The sequence below is a fragment of the Lacrimispora amygdalina genome, assembly GCF_900205965.1.
Classification (GTDB): Bacteria; Bacillota; Clostridia; order Lachnospirales; family Lachnospiraceae; genus Lacrimispora; species Lacrimispora amygdalina_A.
The window spans coordinates 109,582-128,069 of sequence record NZ_OAOF01000009.1 but is presented as its reverse complement, the minus strand read 5'-3'; the positions used below and the strand labels follow the sequence as shown (position 1 = coordinate 128,069).

The window sequence follows — 18,488 nt, the reverse complement described above, 5'->3', positions numbered from 1 at the left end:
GGTCTTTTTTCGGAGAAGGTATTTCGTTTCTTATGGGGTGTAGCAAAAACTATATAATGTATTGGGGGGGTTACATGTAATAATATACCCCATTTTTCTTTAAAAGTGTTAACAAACATTAACAAAATTAAAAATTAAAATTGTGCATTTTATCTTGAATTATTCATGGAATTGTGGAAAAAACACAGATTTATATATGAATGCCCTGATCTCTTGTGCTATATACCATCCTATAAAAATATGAATTATTTGAAAGCTGCAGGACAAATATGGTAAAATATATAAAAACAACTTGTGCAATGGTGCGTACAAGTTATAAATTGTAAGTAAGAGGATGACTGGTTCACTCTCATGGAAAAATCAGGAGGTAGAAATCAATGAGGTTTTTTGTAGACACAGCTAACATTGAAGAAATCAGAAAAGCCAATGAGATGGGAATTATCTGCGGTGTGACCACCAATCCGTCTTTGATTGCCAAAGAAGGAAGGGATTTTAATCAGGTGATAGAAGAGATTGCGTCAATCGTTAATGGTCCCATCAGTGGTGAAGTAAAAGCGACAACAGTGGATGCAGCGGGGATGATAAAAGAAGGACGGCAGATTGCAGCCATTCATCCCAATATGGTGGTTAAGATTCCCATGACTTCAGAGGGCTTAAAGGCGGTGAAAGTCCTGACAGGGGAAGGAATTAAGACCAATGTGACTCTGGTATTTTCTGCAGCTCAGGCTCTTTTGGCTGCCAGGGCTGGTGCCACCTATGTATCGCCCTTTCTGGGAAGACTTGATGACATCTCCATGCCTGGAATTGATCTCATAGGAGAGATAACCGAAATATTTTCAATTCATGAGATTGAGACTGAAATCATAGCCGCCAGCATACGAAATCCGATCCACGTGATTGACTGTGCAAGAGCCGGTGCAGATATTGCCACTGTACCTTATCCGGTGTTGGAACAGATGACAAAACATCCCTTAACGGATCAGGGTATTAAAAAATTTCAGGATGACTACCGAAACGCATTCGGAGAATAAAAATAATTATCGTTTAGAAAGGTTGGGAACGGCAAATGGCATGTAACAAAGTAAAGATGGTGATTGACAAGGAATTTCGTATCGCGGAGATTGATGAGAGGATCTACGGTTCATTTATTGAACATCTTGGAAGAGCCGTGTATGACGGTATTTATTGTCCGGAACATCCTACAGCAGATGAGCAGGGCTTTCGCAATGATGTAAAGGAAATGATTAAAGAGTTGAACGTTCCTATCATCCGGTATCCGGGCGGGAACTTTGTTTCAAGCTTTAACTGGGAAGACAGTGTTGGACCGGTCAGTGAGCGGCCAAGAAGGCTGGAGCTTGCATGGAAGAGCATAGAAGAGAATAAAGTTGGATTGAACGAGTTTACAAAATGGGCCAGAAGCGCAGGGTCCGATGTAATGATGGCGGTAAACTTAGGGACAAGAGGAATTGCGGATGCCTGCAACATACTGGAATACTGCAACCATCCGGGCAATACCAAATACAGTGATTTAAGAATCAGCCATGGATATAAAGAACCTCATAATATCAAGACCTGGTGCCTGGGCAATGAGATGGATGGCCCCTGGCAGCTGGGACATAAGACCATGGAGGAATACGGCCGGCTGGCTGAAGAGACAGCAAGAGCCATGAAGATTATTGATCCTTCCATTGAATTGGTTTCCTGCGGTAGCTCTTCTCTGACTATGCCTACATTCCCTGATTGGGAAGCGGTTACTCTTCAGCACACCTATGATTACGTGGATTATGTTTCCATGCACCAGTATTATGGCAATGGAAAGGGAGACAGTCAGGATTTTCTGGCCAGATCCGATGACATGGATCAGTTTATCCGCACAGTAATTGCCACCTGTGATTATGTAAAGGCAAAAAAGAGAGGCAAAAAGGACATTAAGATCAGCTTCGATGAGTGGAATGTCTGGTATCACTCCAATGCCGCTGATAACGATATTACAGAAAACCATCCATGGCAGGTAGCACCTCCCATGTTAGAGGATATCTATAATTTTGAGGATGCGCTTTTAGTGGGACTGATGCTGATCACCTTGTTAAAGCATGCAGACCGGGTAAAGATGGCATGTCTTGCACAGCTGGTTAATGTAATTGCGCCAATTATGACGGAAGCAGGCGGCGGAGCAGTCTGGAAGCAGACAATTTTCTATCCATTTATGCATGCTTCTGCATTCGGAAGAGGAACTGCACTTCTTCCTGTCATCAGCTCTCCGAAATTTGACACTGCCACCCATGTAGACGTGACAGCAGTAGATGCAGTTTCTGTTTATAACGAGGTAAAGGATGAAGTGACAGTCTTTGCTGTCAACCGTTCCATTAAGGACGATGCAGAAATGACCATTGATGTCAGAAGCTTTGAAGGATACCGCATTCTGGAGCATATCGTGTTAGAAAGTGATGATCTGCTGGCAGAAAACGGACCTTTCAATGAAAAGGTGGCACCCAAACAGACCAGCCAGTCTTCTCTTGACGGAGGAATGGTAACCAGCTTGCTGCACAAAGCATCCTGGAACGTGATCCGTCTCGGTAAATAAATCAAACAGGAGGGGGTTATATTATGATTCAAAAAGCGTATCAGTTCTGGTTTGCAACAGGTTCTCAGGATCTGTATGGAGAGGCCTGCTTAAGGGATGTAGCGGAACATGCGGGAATTATAACGGAAAGGCTGAATGCATCAGGGATTCTGCCCTATGAAGTGGTTTTAAAACCTGTGCTGATTGACAATGCATCCATACGGTCCCTGTTCCGTCAGGCGAACGACGATGAAACCTGCGGAGGTGTAATTACCTGGATGCACACCTTTTCTCCTGCAAAATCCTGGATCTTAGGACTGCAGGAATACAGAAAGCCTCTGCTTCATTTACATACCCAGTTTAATCAGGAAATTCCTTACGACTCCATAGATATGGATTTTATGAATGAAAACCAGTCTGCTCATGGTGACCGGGAATTCGGACATATGGTGACCCGAATGGGGATAGTGAGAAAAGTAATTGCGGGATTCTGGGACGATGATTCGGTAAAGAGAAGGATTGCCTCCTGGATGAGGACGGCTGTGGGAATCGTGGAAAGCAGCCATATCCGTGTGGTACGTTTTGCAGACAATATGCGGAATGTAGCGGTAACAGAAGGGGATAAGGTAGAGGCCCAGATGAAATTCGGCTGGGAAATCGATGCATATCCTGTTAATGAAGCTGCTGATTACGTCAGAGATGTAAAACCAGGAGATGTATCTGCGCTTGTAGAGGAGTACTATGACCGTTATGACATCTTACTGGAGGGAAGGGACCCTGAGGAATTTAAAAAACATGTGGCAGTTCAGGCTCAGATTGAGCTTGGATTTGAGACATTTTTAAAAGAGAAAAACTATCAGGCAATTGTTACCCATTTTGGTGATTTGGGATCCTTAAAACAGCTTCCTGGTCTTGCAATCCAGCGCCTGATGGAAAAGGGGTATGGCTTCGGAGGAGAAGGCGACTGGAAGACTGCTGCAATGGTGCGTTTAATGAAGCTGATGACAGAGGGCAAAAAGGATGCCAGGGGAACTTCTTTTATGGAGGATTATACGTATAATCTGGTTCCTGGAAAGGAAGGAATTCTTCAGGCTCATATGCTGGAGGTCTGCCCATCCATCGCAGAGGGAAGAGCAGCTATTAAAGTAAATCCATTGTCCATGGGTGACAGAGAAGATCCTGCAAGACTTGTATTCACTGCAAAAGAGGGCAGAGGAGTTGCTTCGTCCCTTATCGATTTAGGAACCCGGTTCCGCCTGATTATCAATACCGTTCATTGTAAAAAGATAGACAGACCCATGCCAAAGCTTCCGGTTGCAACCGCGTTCTGGACACCGGAGCCAAATCTCATTACCGGCGCAGAATGCTGGATCTTAGCCGGTGGAGCCCATCATACGGCATTTTCCTATGATCTGACTGCAGAACAGCTGGGTGACTGGGCGGAAGCCATGGGAATTGAAGCGGTTTATATTGATGAGAATACAAATATCCGGGATTTTAAGAATGAACTGAGATGGAATTCGGCGGCATACCGCTGATACTGATAGAAAGTTTGAGGGGGTTTCTATGGATAACGAAAAAATTATAGCAGCAATCCGGGAAGGAAATACCGCACTGGGGATCGAGCTTGGTTCCACAAGAATCAAAGCAGTTCTGGTGGATGAAAATCATAATCCTATCGCTTCCGGCGGTCATGACTGGGAAAACCGTTACGAAAACGGAATCTGGACCTATGGCATAACCGATATATGGGAAGGTGTTCAGGACAGCTATCAGAAGATGGCCAAAGAGGTGAAGGAGAAATATGGGGTGACTCTTACCTCCATCGGGGCCATTTGCTTTTCTGCCATGATGCATGGATATATGGCATTTGACAAGAGCGGGGAGTTACTGGTGCCTTTCAGGACATGGAGAAATACCATGACGGAAGAGGCCGCCGGCCGTCTGACAGAGCTGTTTTCGTTCCATATTCCTCAAAGATGGAGTATCGCCCATTTATACCAGGCGATTTTAAATGGAGAAAGCCATGTTTCTAAGATTGACTATCTGATCACTTTGGAAGGGTATGTTCACTGGAAACTGACCGGAAAGAGAGTCTTAGGTATCGGTGACTGCGCCGGAATGTTTCCAGTGGACAGTGATACAAAAGATTTTAATGAGCGCATGATTCATCAGTTTGATGAGCTTGTTGCTGAAAAGAAACTGCCGTGGAAGCTGAGGGATATTATGCCCCAGGTGCTGACTGCAGGAGAGGAAGCAGGTACGCTGACCAGAGAGGGAGCAGCACTTTTGGATGTAAGCGGGAATTTAAAGCCAGGTATCCCTCTCTGCCCTCCGGAAGGGGATGCTGGAACTGGTATGACAGCCACCAATTCTGTGGCGAAGAGAACCGGTAATGTATCTGCAGGGACCAGTGTATTTGCTATGGTAGTTCTGGAAAAGGAGCTTTCCAGAGTTTATGAGGAGCTTGATCTTGTCACGACTCCTGCAGGAGATCCGGTTGCCATGGTTCACTGCAATAACTGTACCTCTGATTTAAATTCCTGGGTTTCTATGTTTGAGGAATTTGCTGAAACAATGGGCATGAAGCCGGATAAGAATGAGCTTTTTACCGCACTCTATAAAAAGGCTTTAGAGGGCGATAAGGATGGCGGTGGTCTTTTGTCCTACGGGTATTTGTCAGGAGAACACATCACTCATTTTGAAGAGGGAAGGCCATTGTTCGTCCGTACTCCAAACAGCAGATTTAATCTGGCAAACTTCATGAGAGTTCATCTTTACACTGCATTGGGAGCCTTACATATGGGAATGGAGATACTGTTTAAAGAGGGAGTGAAGCTTGATGTACTCCTGGGGCACGGTGGTCTGTTTAAGACCAGAGAAACTGGTCAGAGGATCATGGCGGCAGCTGTGGGCGTTCCTGTCTCCGTAATGGAAACGGCCGGAGAAGGCGGAGCCTGGGGAGCAGCACTGCTTGCATCTTATCTTCTCCGCAAGAAGGAAGGTGAGTCCCTGGACCAGTACCTTTCTGACCATGTATTTCAGGATATGGCGGGAGATACCATGGAACCGGACCCGGAAGATATCACAGGATTTGCTGCATTTATGGAACGTTATAAAGGTGGTCTGGAGATTGAACGCGCAGCTGTGGATTGTTTACACGCATAGAGAAAGGATTTGGTCGATATCATGCTGGAAGAACTGAAATTAAGTGTATATGAAGCAAATATGGAACTGCCGCGGAGAGGGTTGATTACTTATACCTGGGGTAATGTCAGCGGCATTGACAGGGAAAAGGGGCTGTTTGTCATTAAACCCAGCGGGGTGGATTACGATAAGCTGAAACCGGAGGATATGGTAGTTGTGGATTTAGATGGCAACCAGGTGGAGGGGGAATTAAATCCCTCCTCTGATACTGCCACGCATCTGGAACTGTACCGGGCATTTGATAAGATAGGCGGAATTGTACATACCCATTCCCCAATGGCAACTTCCTGGGCCCAGGCAGGCAGAGCTCTGCCCTGCTATGGCACCACCCATGCGGATTATTTCTATGGTGAGATTCCATGCGCAAGAAATTTAACTCAGGAAGAGATTGACGAAGGCTATGAAAAAAATACGGGAACTGTGATTATAGAGACCTTTAAAGGACTTGATCCCATGCACGTTCCGGCGGTATTGTGCAAAAACCATGGTCCGTTCACCTGGGGAACAGATGCGGCCAATGCAGTTCATAATGCAGTTGTGTTAGAAGAGATTGCTAAAATGAATTTAATGACAGAGCTGTTGAATCCGGCAGTGAAGCCGGCGCCCCAATCCATGCAGGATAAACATTTTATGAGGAAGCACGGACCGGATGCCTATTATGGCCAAAAAAAATAGCAAGGAGTCTTACCAGTGTCGGACAGCGGAAAAACAAAGTATTTCGTATTAATGGAAGAACTGAAAAAAGATATAATATCCGGAGAGAAAAAGCCGGGAGACCGGCTTCCTTCGGAGAATCAGCTTTCCCAGGCCTTTCATATCAGCCGTCATACGGTGAGAAAAGCCCTGTCTATACTGGAACAGGAAGGCTATATTGAAGCGGAACATGGCAGAGGTACCTTTGTGTCCAGAAAAGCGGGAAGAAAAAAAGGGTCGGGCAATATAGCGGTGATTACCACCTATTTGTCCGACTATATTTTCCCGCGGCTGATACAGGGAATCGACCGTGTGCTGACAGAAAACGGTTACAGTATTATACTGAAAAACACGGGGAACAGCAGATTAAAAGAGAGCCGGTGTCTGGAAGAGATACTGGAAAAAGATGTGGACGGGCTCATCATCGAACCGAGCAAGAGTGAGATTCTCTGCGGGCACAGGGGGCTTTATGACAAGCTGGATTTTTATAAAATACCTTATGTCTTTATACAGGGGTATTATACCCAGATGAAGAGCAAGCCTCATATCAGGCTTGATGACTGTATGGGCGGATATCTGGTGACAAAGTATCTGATTGATCTGGGGCATGAGCATATTCTGGGGATTTTTAAAGCAGATGACAGCCAGGGAAGAGACCGGCACAAGGGTTTTGTAAAAGCGCTTCAGGAAGGCGGATTTTCCTATGATCCGGATATGGTGATCTGGTATCACACAGAAGACCGGTCTGTCAAGCCTTCTCAAGTGCTGAAAATCATGCTTGAGGAAGGGGCTTTCGTGGATGGGATTGTCTGCTACAATGACCAGATCGCCTTTGAGGTTATTAAGACCATAGAAAAAGAAGGGATTTCTGTGCCGGAAGAGATTTCGGTTACCGGTTATGACAATTCCTTCATAGCAGAGAATGGCATGGTGAAGCTGACCACCATTGCCCACCCGCAGGAGCGGCTGGGAGCAATGGCGGCAGAACTGCTACTGGAAAAAATAAATGAAATTCCGGACGAGGAAAGCCAGGTGGAAAGGGTATTAAAACCCAAGCTTGTAATTCGGGAATCCTGTAAAGACCGGAGAAAGAACAGATAACCGGTCAGTACTTTTTCAGTTTTCCCATGTAAAGCACACACCCTAAGATCAGGGATCCGGAAAGCAAAAAGAGAATCTGCATTCCGGTGACTGGCAGATTACCCAGTTGGAAGGAAGGGAGTATGGTCAGCAGACTGGCGCCTAAGAGGGTGGAGAAAAAGCCGCACAGCCCTGCATAGGATGAGTTGGTGCTGACGTATAGAACCCGTTTTTCCTCAGGAGCATAATGATACTGCAGGTTAAAGACGGATATTGCAATTCCGCCCCATGCGGCCCCTGATAAGGCCTGCAAAACCGGCTGAAGGGCGTAACAGGTATCAGGAGTCATAAATAGCCAGCTGATATGGATGAATCCCAAAAGTCCCATTGAGAGCCTGCCTGCAAGAAGCCAGGAGGTGGCATCTGCCAGCTTTCCCCAAAGCCAGGCGGCAAGAATCCGGACGGTGGATGAAATCAATCCCAGGAACGTGATATAGGTGTAATCCAGTTTCAGCCCGGTGACCATATATACACTGAAGAACGGGCCGGCAATCTGCAGGGCCAGATTCCAGAATATGTAGGTGATCATGACTTTCCTGTATTTTCTGTCAGCCATAGGGGCCAGGAGGGCATCTGTCAGTTTTTGTTTGCGGGGAGTGCTTTCCGGCTCCCGTATGGATGACAGGCACCAGTAGTCCGTGCATGCAATAACAAGAACCGTAGCCCCCACTACGTAAAACCCGGTTTGCTCCATGCTGCTGTTTCGAAACCAGTCCATGATTCTTCCCATAATAAGACTTAAGACGGTTGAGGCTGCAAAGGCAAAGGAATCCTTTTTTCCAAGATAATCTCCTCTGATATGCTGGGGGACCAGCTGGAGGATCCAGTTGCCGGTTCCGGTACCAATGGATGCACCGAAAAAGTGGGCGATTCCATAGAGAATGACCACAGCTGTCAGGCGGATTACCGGCTGTATGATAAACAGCGGCAGAAAGAACATCAAAGAGAGCAGCAGTCTGTGAATAAAGGAAAAGCTGATAATCAGCCCTTTCTTTCTCCTTAAGTTTTCTAAAAGAATAGAAGAAAACATCTGCAGGCTGCAAAGAAGGATTGGAATGGATCCAATAATGCCATTTAATGAGTCATCAGCCCCCAATGAGCTGGCGTAACCGGAGAGAAAGGCACCTGTGGTGAGTGTAACGATTCCATTGGCGCAGCAGCCTTCCGCAATAAAGAGATTTCTTCCTTTTGAAAAGTCTGCAGCTGTCATAGGTGCAGTTTCGTGGCTTAATAGTGCGTGCTTTTTTGTCATCAATTCTATAACCATATTTTCTAAACGGCAAATCTGCCGTATTCCCCTTTTCATTTACTCATAGATCTGCTATGCTTTTAATAGTAATAAAAATACTTTCTCTATATTGCCAGTTTCATTGAAAGGTTACAAGAGGAAAAAGAAGAGAAAAACTGGATGATTCCGACTTGAAGACGACAAGGGGGCGCACATGGAACATTACTTACATCTAAAGGCAGTTCTTCCAGTGAGGGCATTGAATGCAGGATATCTGGTTACGGGGGGAAAGGGGCGGCATGCAGACCGTGTCATGGATTCTTTTGAAATCATCTATGTGAATTCCGGAGTACTTGGAATTGCTGAGGAGGATGTGGAATATGAAGTGGAAGAGGGGGAAGCCCTGATTCTGTTTCCAGGCAGACATCACTGGGGGACCAGGGAGTTTTCAAAAGACTTGAATTTTTACTGGCTTCACTTTCATTTAGAGGAGAAGGCGGAAAAAACGGGAACAGACATCATGTCTCTTCCCCAGCTGATACGGATCGGAAAACCTCAGCAGTTTGAAGAACTGTTCCGCCGGTTTATTAAGAGACAGAATGTGTGCAGGGAAGACAGGACCATATTAAATCTGGTTCTGTTGGAATTGCTCTGTGAATTGAGCGATTCGTTATCTCCCATGGAGATAAACGGGCAGAAGGTACTTCTGGCCAATCAGGCTGCTCAGTACATCAAATACCATTTAAAGGAACCATTATCAGCTTCTATTTTGGCGGAGCAGCTGGAATGCAGTCCGGATTATTTAGGGCGTACATACCATGCCGTTTACGGTAAGACGCTGACGGAGGGGATTCATGAAGCCCGGCTGAATAAGGCGTGCGCAATGCTGATTGAAACCAATTTAACCGGAAGTGAAATTGCTTACCGGTGCGGTTATGAGGATGTGGATTATTTCAGGAGAATATTTAAGAAGTATATGGGAATGACGGCTAAGGAATACCGGCAGACGTATAGTGTAATCGAACGGTAAAGAAAGGCGGCAGGGTAATGTTCTTACCTTGCCGCTTTTCTGTATTCAGCCGGAGAGACTCCGGCTGTTTTTTTAAATATACGGCTGAAATAGAGGGGATTTTCATATCCAATAATTCCGCCTATTTCACCGATGCTGTAATCTGTACTTTCTAAAAGTTCCTTGGCTTTTTTGATACGTATTTCAGTTAAATATTTTCCGGGAGGCATTCCGGCATATTCCTTGAAGCTTCGGATAAACCAGCAGGTGCTCATGTGGTGCTCTTTTGCATACGCCTCGATTTCAATATTTTTTGCCAGATTCTCATGAAAATACCGGACTGTTTTTTCCATTTGTTTCTGGAGCTCTGTTCTTTTAACCCCGCCTTCTTCTCTGATCCGCTTCAGAAGTAGAAACAGCTGCTTTAGATAGAGGGCTGACAATTCCCCGAAGGAAGGGCGGGTAAGCTGTATCTCACGGATTATTGAGAGAAACAATTCCTGGTATCTTGAAGATATTCCGGTATACAAGATCCGGCTCGCAATAAAGCCGGCTTCTTTGGAAAGGGAGTCTGCTTCACTGCCGGTGAAGTGGACCCAGTAAACTTCCGGTTTATCATTGATATAATAGGAATACTGCTGGGGGGTATGGGGGGGATATAAAATCATGCTGCCCTCTGAAACTTCAGTGGGGGCACCGTCTATGGTGAAAAAAGCTTTTCCTGCCGCAATATAAAGAAGCTGATAGTCTGAACGGCCCTGAGGGCGAAATGTTGACATAACTGGGAGAGAAACCAGACGGTAGACGCCGCAGCTGTTGACTCTTAAGGGGATTTTATTATTTTCCAGTTCATCTTCTTTTAAATCCATATAACCTGTGTTTGTGTACATGGAGGGATCCTCCTTTCAGCTGCTGATACTATCTGTCACATCATGAAATAAATTATTTTTCCATATCTTTAGAATTAGTAGTTGAAATTACTTCACCAGTATCAGCATTTATAAATTTCACAGTAATATTGTCAATATCTGTTCCGTTAAAAACATTATACATACCGCCATACATATAAAAAGCTAATACAGAGAAAGTTTCTGCCATCGCTAATTCGGAAGATTTTGTGGTTATTTCGAATTCAGTAAAGTCTTCGTTGGCTGTAACGTTCGTATAATTAGGGTAATCCTCAGAATCCACCATTTCTGACATGGATGAGTTGATGGTATTTTTTAATTCCTCCATCATCTCTTTGTGCTGCTGTTTGGTCAATACATATGTAGCACTCCCATCATCGTTTAACGTTATGGAATTATACCCTTTTTCTTCACACATTTTATTTAGTTCTTCTTGCGTTTGCTCACCGACAAAATTAGCCGGAATGGTCAGCTCAACATTAAATAGGCCTTTTTCTACATCTACCTTTCCCACAGCCTCTAAATCATTATTAGTTTCTGCACTTACAGTATTATTTGAATCTGCAATACTGGTTGTTTCAGATGTGGCAGATACTTTATCAGTATGTTTGCTGCAACCAGTGGATAAAATCAATGATAAGATTAGGATTGCGGTAGTCAGTAGTTTTGATTTTTTCATAATCAATAATTCCCCTCTATAATGGTAATATTTTATTAACAGCCATGGGCTGTCATTTATTATTATAACTGATAAGTAATATTTTACAAGAAATAAAAAATAAAGACTTGGCAAAAGTACTTGTCATAAGAGGGGGCTATTATTTTATCAGAAATAATGGTATGATGTTTATGATTTAATAAATATTTTATGTTAAAAATGGAGGGGATAGTATGAATCAAATAAGAAAAATATTTTATATTACAACGATATTATCAACTGGTTTTACCATTACATCATTTGCAAATCGTTATAATCCAGAAACCCATATTGGACCATTGACAGAAGAAGATGTACAAGATATTAATGCAGATCAGGCAGAACAGAAATATTTAGATAATTTGCCATCTATAGAATATGATGAGAATACGGAAAGTTATTATGAAGATACTTATACAAAAGCAAAGCCGGGAAGCTGGATGAGTAATGATACTGGAAAATGGTATCAGTTGGAAGATGGAAGTTATTATACGAATGGCTGGGTTAGAATTAACGGAAAACGTTATTTTTTTGATGAAAAAGGATATATGAAAATTGGTTGGATTCAAATAGGAGACAAATGGTACTATACTGATGATTCAGGCGTTATGGTAACAGCAGAACGCCGGATAGATGGGGTGACTTATAATTTTAATGCATATGGAATTATGAAAAATTAAAGAAAAGAGAAATTAATAAAGCCCACCATAATAGGTGGGCGGCTATATTTATGGTAATTCTTTTAATGTATTTATAATATCAAAAGCTTTCGAATTAGTGTCTGGAATGCTCATGATACTAATATAAAATATTTTATAACCTCGTATACAAGTGTAAAGATCTATGTTAATACTATCACTGTAAAGATAACTAGATTTAGATACGGAAAAATCACCAAGCTGTGTATTGATTTTGTCAATGTAGGACATTTTTCCCTTAAAGCCACTAATAAAACCAGCTGCAAAGGTATCTGCATATATTTTAGGGTCCAGATATGCAGGGCACATATCATTAATGAATTGGATTGCCATATTATTATAGTTTACTTCAAAAGTCTCTGAATTTCCATCAAAAGCAGTTGTAGCCACATTAGACGGAATTTGGAGAGAATAACCCATTTCTTTATTTGTATAAGTTCTATAAGTTATTTCTGCTGAAGCGTTAGGATCTATCCACTTACCAGAAACGTCAAAAGTGTAAATCTCACCATCAATTCTTTGAGTGGTATTTGCGAGCATTTCTCCATTCTCATTTAAATAATACCAGCTTCCTTGATCTTCAACCCATTGGTTAGTTACTAATGTTCCGTTTTGGTCATACTTCCATTGTCCGCTTTCTTGCTGAACCCACCCGGCAAAAGATTGAATGGAGAAGATTAAAGAAAAGCAGGTTACCATTATTAAGATTTTCGGTTTTTTCATACATTATCCCCCTTAATTAAATATTTACGATTTTATTATATAATAGAAGTGTTTATATTGCAATTATTCAGAAAATCCTGAATACATATAACCAGGTGAACAGATGAGACTGACATAATAATATTTATTTTTTCTTTGTAGGGACAAGCATTATCCAGAGATCAACAAAAAAGCCAATTATATCTACGACTATATCGAGCAAGCTAAACATTTTAAACCTCCGTTATAGTATATGTGTTTTGCAGTAAGATAGTATTGGTCAGTAAGTCATTTTTTTAAATATTTTATACAGCACATTGTTTGAAAATAATAGAAGGTCGAGTATTAAGTTTTTTTACAAAATTAGAATTTGATGGATTACAGTACTTTGAAAACTTAATATTGATAGTTAGTAGCTTTTCCAGTAATATAATATAAAGTAAGAAAATTATTGGTAATAAGTGAGGTAAATATGTCATGAGTGATATCGTGCACAAGTGGTATGAGGATAAGAAAAATGTAGATGAAATGGTCTATTGGAACAAAGGAGAACTTAAAAAATGGGAACGGGCAGTCGCTGACTTTTTTCCGAAAGAAGCAAAAATTCTTGATATTGGATGTGGAATGGGGAGAGAGGCATTTGCGCTTTTCGATTTGGGATTTTCTATTATAGGCATTGACATTTCAGAAGAAGTTATAAAACAAGTTGCAAAATTATCCTTAAAAACCTGTTATGATATTGATTTCTTGGTATATGATGGGTATACATTACCATTTGATGATGCTTCATTTGAAGTAATCATTATATGGGCGCAAACATTTGGCTTATTGTATGGGGATACGTATAAGAGTAACTTCCTAAATGAGTGTAAGCGCGTTCTTAAAAAAGATGGCTTACTAAGTTTTTCCAGTCATGATTATGATTATTTAATGGAACACCATAAGCAATATCTAAGCGGCAGAAAGTTTTATCCATATGCCTATACTGAAATTTATTGGGAAGCATTTTTACCCCAAGAGCTTTTAAGTTACGTTGAAAATGCTGGATTTTCTGTGGTGCTTTGCGAACGTGGAAAAATACATAAGACAGAAGATGGAGTCGTACTACATTGCTTGTGTAGAAAATAAACAAAATACAAAACTGACATATACCAATTTGTAATTTTAAAGACTACTAACTATCAGTAATTAAGTTAGTGGTTTTTTTATGCAGTAATTTATTCAACAAAACTGAAACTTGAATGAATAGGGGTGATAAATTGAAATCATCATAAGAATATAGAGAGCAGCTGGCAAGACGAGAAAAGGTCCTTCGGGCGGAAGCTGCCACGGCTATAAAGGCACCAAAGCCCAAAGCTACCATTTTACAGGGAAAAATAAAATCAGCAGTATCATTTTGTGCATGTTTTGTCCAATCAAGGATATGGATTTTTCGCCCGGTTCTTTTATAATGAAAGATAAGAAAAAAGGAGGAGTCGACCATGATCGTACCCAGACATTATGAAAATCTGCATCTGCTACATGAAAACACCATGCCGCACAGAGCTTATTATATCCCAGCTTCCACAGCACAGTTTGATCTGACGGATAAAAGAGAGAAATCCGACCGGTTCTGCCTGTTAAACGGAAACTGGAAGTTTCAATATTATGACAGCATTTATGATGTAAAAGAAGAATTTTATCTGGAAGGTTTTGATACTTCTAAGTTTGATGAGATTCCGGTACCTGGCTGCATTCAGAATTTCGGCTATGATAAGCAGCAGTATACCAATACCCGTTATCCGTTCCCTATGGACCCGCCCTATGTTCCTGCTGAGAACCCATGCGGCGCGTATGTCCATCATTTTGTCTATAAGAGAGAGGATGAGGCTCCCAGAGCTTACTTAAACTTTGAAGGAGTGGATTCCTGCTTTTATGTATGGTTAAACGGCAGTTATGTGGGGTACAGCCAGGTTTCACACGGAACCAGTGAATTTGATGTAACAGGTGTGATCCGTGACGGGGACAATACTCTTTCCGTTCTCGTTTTAAAATGGTGTGACGGAAGCTATCTGGAAGATCAGGACAAATTCCGTATGACCGGTATCTTTCGGGACGTATATCTGTTAAAAAGACCGGAAGAAGGAATTTTTGATTACTTCATCACCACATCTTTGAGGGATGGCCAGGCTCATGTTGCGGCTGCGATTACCTTTAGCGGAAAAGAGATTCCGGTGACAGTAACCGTAACAGACAAAAACGGGAAGACGGTTGCAAGTAAAGAGGGAATTCCTGAAGAAGGAAAAATAGAATTTGATATAGATAATCCTGTACTCTGGAATGCAGAAAATCCATATCTTTATACGGTTATATTTGAGACAGGTCAGGAAGTAATTGTTGACCGTCTGGGTATCAGGGAAATTACCGTTCGGGATGGCGTGGTATATTTCAATGGTGAGAAAATTAAGTTCCATGGTGTTAACCGCCACGACAGCGATCCGGTCACTGGATTTACCATCAGCCTGGATCAGATGAAGCGTGACTTGCGCCTGATGAAGCAGCATAATGTCAATGCTATCCGTACCAGCCATTATCCCAATGCACCACAGTTCTACCAGCTTTGTGATGAGTATGGATTTTATGTCATTGATGAGGCGGATAATGAAAGCCATGGAACGGGGTACATCTATATGAAAACCCGCACCACAGAGATATGGCGTGACCGGTGGAACCGCCCCATTGCAGATAATCCGGAATTTACGGAAGCGACCGTTGACAGAACAAAGCTATTGGTTGAGCGGGATAAGAACCGTCCCTGCGTTGTGATCTGGTCTATGGGAAATGAATGTGCTTATGGCTGCACCTTTGAAGCTGCACTTTCCTGGACAAAGTCTTACGATCCCACCAGGCTTACCCACTATGAAGGTGCCAGATACGTCGCTGTAGATAAAACCTATGATTTCTCAAATATCGATTTATTCAGCCGTATGTATCCGAGCCTGGATGAAATTATCGAATACACCAAACGGGAGACAGCAAAGCCTTTCATTCTTTGCGAATACAGTCATGCCATGGGAAATGGACCTGGGGATTTAGAGGGCTACTTCCAGGTGTTTGAACAGCACGACAGAGTTTGCGGCGGTTTTGTATGGGAATGGTGTGACCATGCAATTTATCAGGGAAGGACGATTGACGGAAAGCCCATGTATCTTTATGGAGGAGATCACGGGGAATATCCTCATGACGGCAATTTCTGTATGGATGGTCTTGTATATCCGGACAGAAGACCGCATACAGGTCTGATGGAGTTTAAGAATGTAAATCGCCCGTTACGGGTTGTTTCCTTTGATCAGGAGAAAAAAGAGCTGACGCTTCATAATTACCTTCATTTCACTAATTTTAAAGAATATGGATTTATAGCCTATGAGGTGACCTGTGATGGAGAGTTAAAGGCGAATGGAGTTGTGAAAGATGCAGATATGCCTGAGCTGATGCCCCGGCAGGAGTGCAGACTGCCGCTGAATTTTGAGGTTCCGGCAGCAGGTAAATGCTATTTAAAAATAAGCTATTATCTGAAGGAAAGCAACTCTCTTGTGGAAGCAGGAAGCCTTCTTGGCTTTGATGAGATTCTGCTGAAGAACGAAGATATGAGAAACCAGACTGCAGCAGCTATCTTAGAGAAAAAAGAAAAAGACGGAGCTTTTGAAGTATGCGAAGATGACCGTTATATTTATATTAATGGAAAAAGCTTTTTTTACACCTATAATAAATTGACAGGAACATTTCAGAAAATGAATTTTGAAAATAATTGCATTCTGGAACGTCCTATGGAAATTAATATCTGGAGAGCACCTACAGATAATGACAGTGATATTAAAGGTAAATGGATGGAAGCTCACTATCATCGCGCTTCTTCCAGAGGTTATGAAACCAGATGGGAAGAAAAAGAAGGCTGTCTTGAAATATCCACTGTGATGTCTATGGTTGCAGCACCTATTCAGCGGATTTTGATGATTGATGCGATATGGACCATTGGCGCAAATGGTTCTTTAAGCGGAAAGCTGGATGTTAAGAGAGATATGGAGTTTCCGGAACTTCCCCGGTTTGGCATTAGAATGTTTCTTCCAAAACAGATGGACCAGGTGACTTATTTTGGACTTGGCCCTGTTGAAAACTACATTGATAAGAAAAATGCCAGCTATCATGGCCTGTTTTCCTCCAGTGTCAAAGAGATGCATGAGGACTATTTAAAACCACAGGAAAACGGAAGCCGAAGTGATTGTGATTTTGTAACCATAGGGGGAAGCAATTTATCACTCACGGTTGCAGCAGATAAGGCTTTTTCTTTCCATGCATCAGAATATACACAGGAGGAACTGACTGAGATAGCCCATAATTATGAACTGACTCCCTCAGGCTTTACTGAATTCTGTGTGGACTACCGGCAGAACGGAATCGGATCGGAAAGCTGCGGACCAGAACTTCGGAAAGAATATATGTTTGAGGAAGAGGAGTTTACATTTGAGTTTATAATGGTGCCCGGAAGTAAACGAAACGGTTCCGTGAAATAAATACGATATACCCAACTATAGAGGACAGGGGAGATGCATTAGCACCTCCCCTCAAACTATTTCTCTAAAATCACTGCTATTGTGGGGCTTTCCTTTTTCCATGGAGAGCCGGATACATCTGCATATGTTCCGCAGACTTTAAAGCCGGATGCTTCCACCTCTTTTATCAGAGCCTCTTCTGTATAACAGGTATTCCAGAGATAGTAAACAGAAGCTTCTGTTTTTGAAATAATAACGTATTGCTCCAGTGTTACATGTTCAGGATACTTGCAGCATCTCTTTAATTCAGAATATTCATCCTCCCTCCAGAAACCGTTGCTTTCATGAATATCCCATATTTGTTTTTCCTGGAAGCTGTCATATTCATTTAAGGAAAAAACATCAAACAAAAATTTGCCTCCCGGTTTTAAGTGATCATAAACCTTTTTTAAAACAATTTTTCTTTTCTCAGGAGAAAGAGCACCATAATCACAGTAAATCATTACTGCAAAATCAAACGTAGAGTTCAATTCAAGGGAAAGATAGTTCTGGCAGAAATAATCGATGTTTAACTTTTTTTCAACAGCTGATTTTTTGGAATAATCAATCGAACGTGAGGAAAAGTCCACCCCGGTTACCAAAAATCCGGATTTTGCAAAGAATTCCCCATAGATTCCGGGACCGCAACCTAAATCCAGCAGCAGGGGATAGTTTTGGGGCGGAACAGTTCTGGCAATCCATTCCGCTGATTTTTGAATAAAATCCATCTTTCGGGTAGCACCGTTAAATTCCGGATCAAGATGGGCTTTCAGCATTTGTTTGGAAATGTAATTATCATTCCAGAAAGGAATACTGGTTTCCTGATATAATTCAGGAAGTTTTAACAAATCATTGATTTCATACAGCATAGTGAGCGCCTCCTTATAAATTGGTAAAATAATAGCCGCAGACATTACTCCGCGGCTGTTCTTAAATCGATAAAGAAAAGACTGAGAGTAAATAAAATCAAAAAGCAGGCACAAAAATAAGGCTGACAATTCAGCTTACAATTTTCGTCTGTTCCATTGATTTTTTACTCTTTTCCAGCTATACCCATGTCAGTGAATTTATAACA

At 42.1% G+C, this 18,488-nt stretch carries 15 protein-coding genes; 10 read left to right on the top strand and 5 right to left on the bottom strand.

What is annotated here, in order from left to right:
• The first annotated feature begins 377 nt into the window (after window positions 1–377).
• Genes fsa through CRO04_RS13755 form a run of 6 tightly spaced genes read left to right on the top strand, consistent with a single transcriptional unit; the run spans window position 378 to window position 7,564 of the window.
• Complete coding sequence (fsa, locus tag CRO04_RS13780) at window positions 378–1,031, top strand: fructose-6-phosphate aldolase (protein ID WP_097004832.1); 654 nt, start codon at window positions 378–380, stop codon at window positions 1,029–1,031.
• Window positions 1,032–1,066: 35 nt separating this feature from the next.
• Window positions 1,067–2,584, top strand: coding sequence for an alpha-N-arabinofuranosidase (locus tag CRO04_RS13775; RefSeq protein WP_242974490.1), 1,518 nt, complete (start codon window positions 1,067–1,069; stop codon window positions 2,582–2,584).
• 23 nt (window positions 2,585–2,607) lie between these two features.
• Window positions 2,608–4,101, top strand: coding sequence for an L-arabinose isomerase (gene araA / locus CRO04_RS13770; RefSeq protein WP_330400852.1), 1,494 nt, complete (start codon window positions 2,608–2,610; stop codon window positions 4,099–4,101).
• Between the two features lie 28 nt (window positions 4,102–4,129).
• Window positions 4,130–5,731, top strand: a complete 1,602-nt coding sequence (locus CRO04_RS13765; RefSeq protein ID WP_097004830.1) for a xylulokinase — start codon at window positions 4,130–4,132, stop codon at window positions 5,729–5,731.
• A gap of 21 nt (window positions 5,732–5,752) precedes the next feature.
• Window positions 5,753–6,445 (top strand): L-ribulose-5-phosphate 4-epimerase, encoded by a 693-nt coding sequence (locus CRO04_RS13760; RefSeq protein WP_097004901.1) that lies wholly within the window; start codon window positions 5,753–5,755, stop codon window positions 6,443–6,445.
• 51 nt (window positions 6,446–6,496) lie between these two features.
• Window positions 6,497–7,564 carry a substrate-binding domain-containing protein gene (locus CRO04_RS13755; RefSeq protein ID WP_097004900.1) on the top strand — a complete coding sequence of 356 codons (1,068 nt, stop codon included), beginning with the start codon at window positions 6,497–6,499 and terminating at the stop codon, window positions 7,562–7,564.
• 4 nt (window positions 7,565–7,568) lie between these two features.
• Here the strand turns inward: CRO04_RS13755 and CRO04_RS13750 are convergent, their stop codons facing one another.
• Window positions 7,569–8,909 (bottom strand): MFS transporter, encoded by a 1,341-nt coding sequence (locus tag CRO04_RS13750; protein WP_097004829.1) that lies wholly within the window; start codon window positions 8,907–8,909, stop codon window positions 7,569–7,571.
• 136 nt (window positions 8,910–9,045) lie between these two features.
• Here CRO04_RS13750 and CRO04_RS13745 point away from each other — a divergent pair, with 136 nt between their 5' ends.
• The gene (locus CRO04_RS13745) at window positions 9,046–9,861 is read left to right on the top strand and encodes a helix-turn-helix transcriptional regulator (RefSeq protein ID WP_097004828.1); all 816 of its coding nucleotides are present in this window, start codon (window positions 9,046–9,048) and stop codon (window positions 9,859–9,861) included.
• Between the two features lie 23 nt (window positions 9,862–9,884).
• Here the strand turns inward: CRO04_RS13745 and CRO04_RS13740 are convergent, their stop codons facing one another.
• Window positions 9,885–10,730 carry an AraC family transcriptional regulator gene (locus tag CRO04_RS13740; protein WP_097004827.1) on the bottom strand — a complete coding sequence of 282 codons (846 nt, stop codon included), beginning with the start codon at window positions 10,728–10,730 and terminating at the stop codon, window positions 9,885–9,887.
• A 52-nt stretch (window positions 10,731–10,782) separates the two neighbouring features.
• A complete protein-coding gene (locus tag CRO04_RS13735; RefSeq protein WP_097004826.1) occupies window positions 10,783–11,427 on the bottom strand; it encodes a hypothetical protein in 645 nt (214 codons plus the stop codon).
• Window positions 11,428–11,639: 212 nt separating this feature from the next.
• On the opposite strand from CRO04_RS13735, the gene CRO04_RS13730 reads away from it, so the two are divergent.
• Window positions 11,640–12,125, top strand: a complete 486-nt coding sequence (locus CRO04_RS13730; RefSeq protein WP_097004825.1) for a hypothetical protein — start codon at window positions 11,640–11,642, stop codon at window positions 12,123–12,125.
• 48 nt (window positions 12,126–12,173) lie between these two features.
• Here CRO04_RS13730 and CRO04_RS13725 read toward each other — a convergent pair whose 3' ends face one another.
• Window positions 12,174–12,866: a hypothetical protein gene (locus CRO04_RS13725; RefSeq protein ID WP_097004824.1), complete on the bottom strand. Its 693-nt coding sequence runs from the start codon at window positions 12,864–12,866 to the stop codon at window positions 12,174–12,176.
• 456 nt (window positions 12,867–13,322) lie between these two features.
• On the opposite strand from CRO04_RS13725, the gene CRO04_RS13720 reads away from it, so the two are divergent.
• Together CRO04_RS13720 and CRO04_RS13710 are read left to right on the top strand one after the other, a co-directional pair.
• The gene (locus CRO04_RS13720) at window positions 13,323–13,973 is read left to right on the top strand and encodes a class I SAM-dependent methyltransferase (protein ID WP_097004823.1); all 651 of its coding nucleotides are present in this window, start codon (window positions 13,323–13,325) and stop codon (window positions 13,971–13,973) included.
• A 353-nt stretch (window positions 13,974–14,326) separates the two neighbouring features.
• Window positions 14,327–17,395: a glycoside hydrolase family 2 TIM barrel-domain containing protein gene (locus CRO04_RS13710; RefSeq protein WP_097004821.1), complete on the top strand. Its 3,069-nt coding sequence runs from the start codon at window positions 14,327–14,329 to the stop codon at window positions 17,393–17,395.
• A 56-nt stretch (window positions 17,396–17,451) separates the two neighbouring features.
• On the opposite strand, the gene CRO04_RS13705 is transcribed toward CRO04_RS13710, so the two are convergent.
• Complete coding sequence (locus CRO04_RS13705) at window positions 17,452–18,282, bottom strand: class I SAM-dependent methyltransferase (RefSeq protein WP_097004820.1); 831 nt, start codon at window positions 18,280–18,282, stop codon at window positions 17,452–17,454.
• Window positions 18,283–18,488 lie beyond the last annotated feature (206 nt).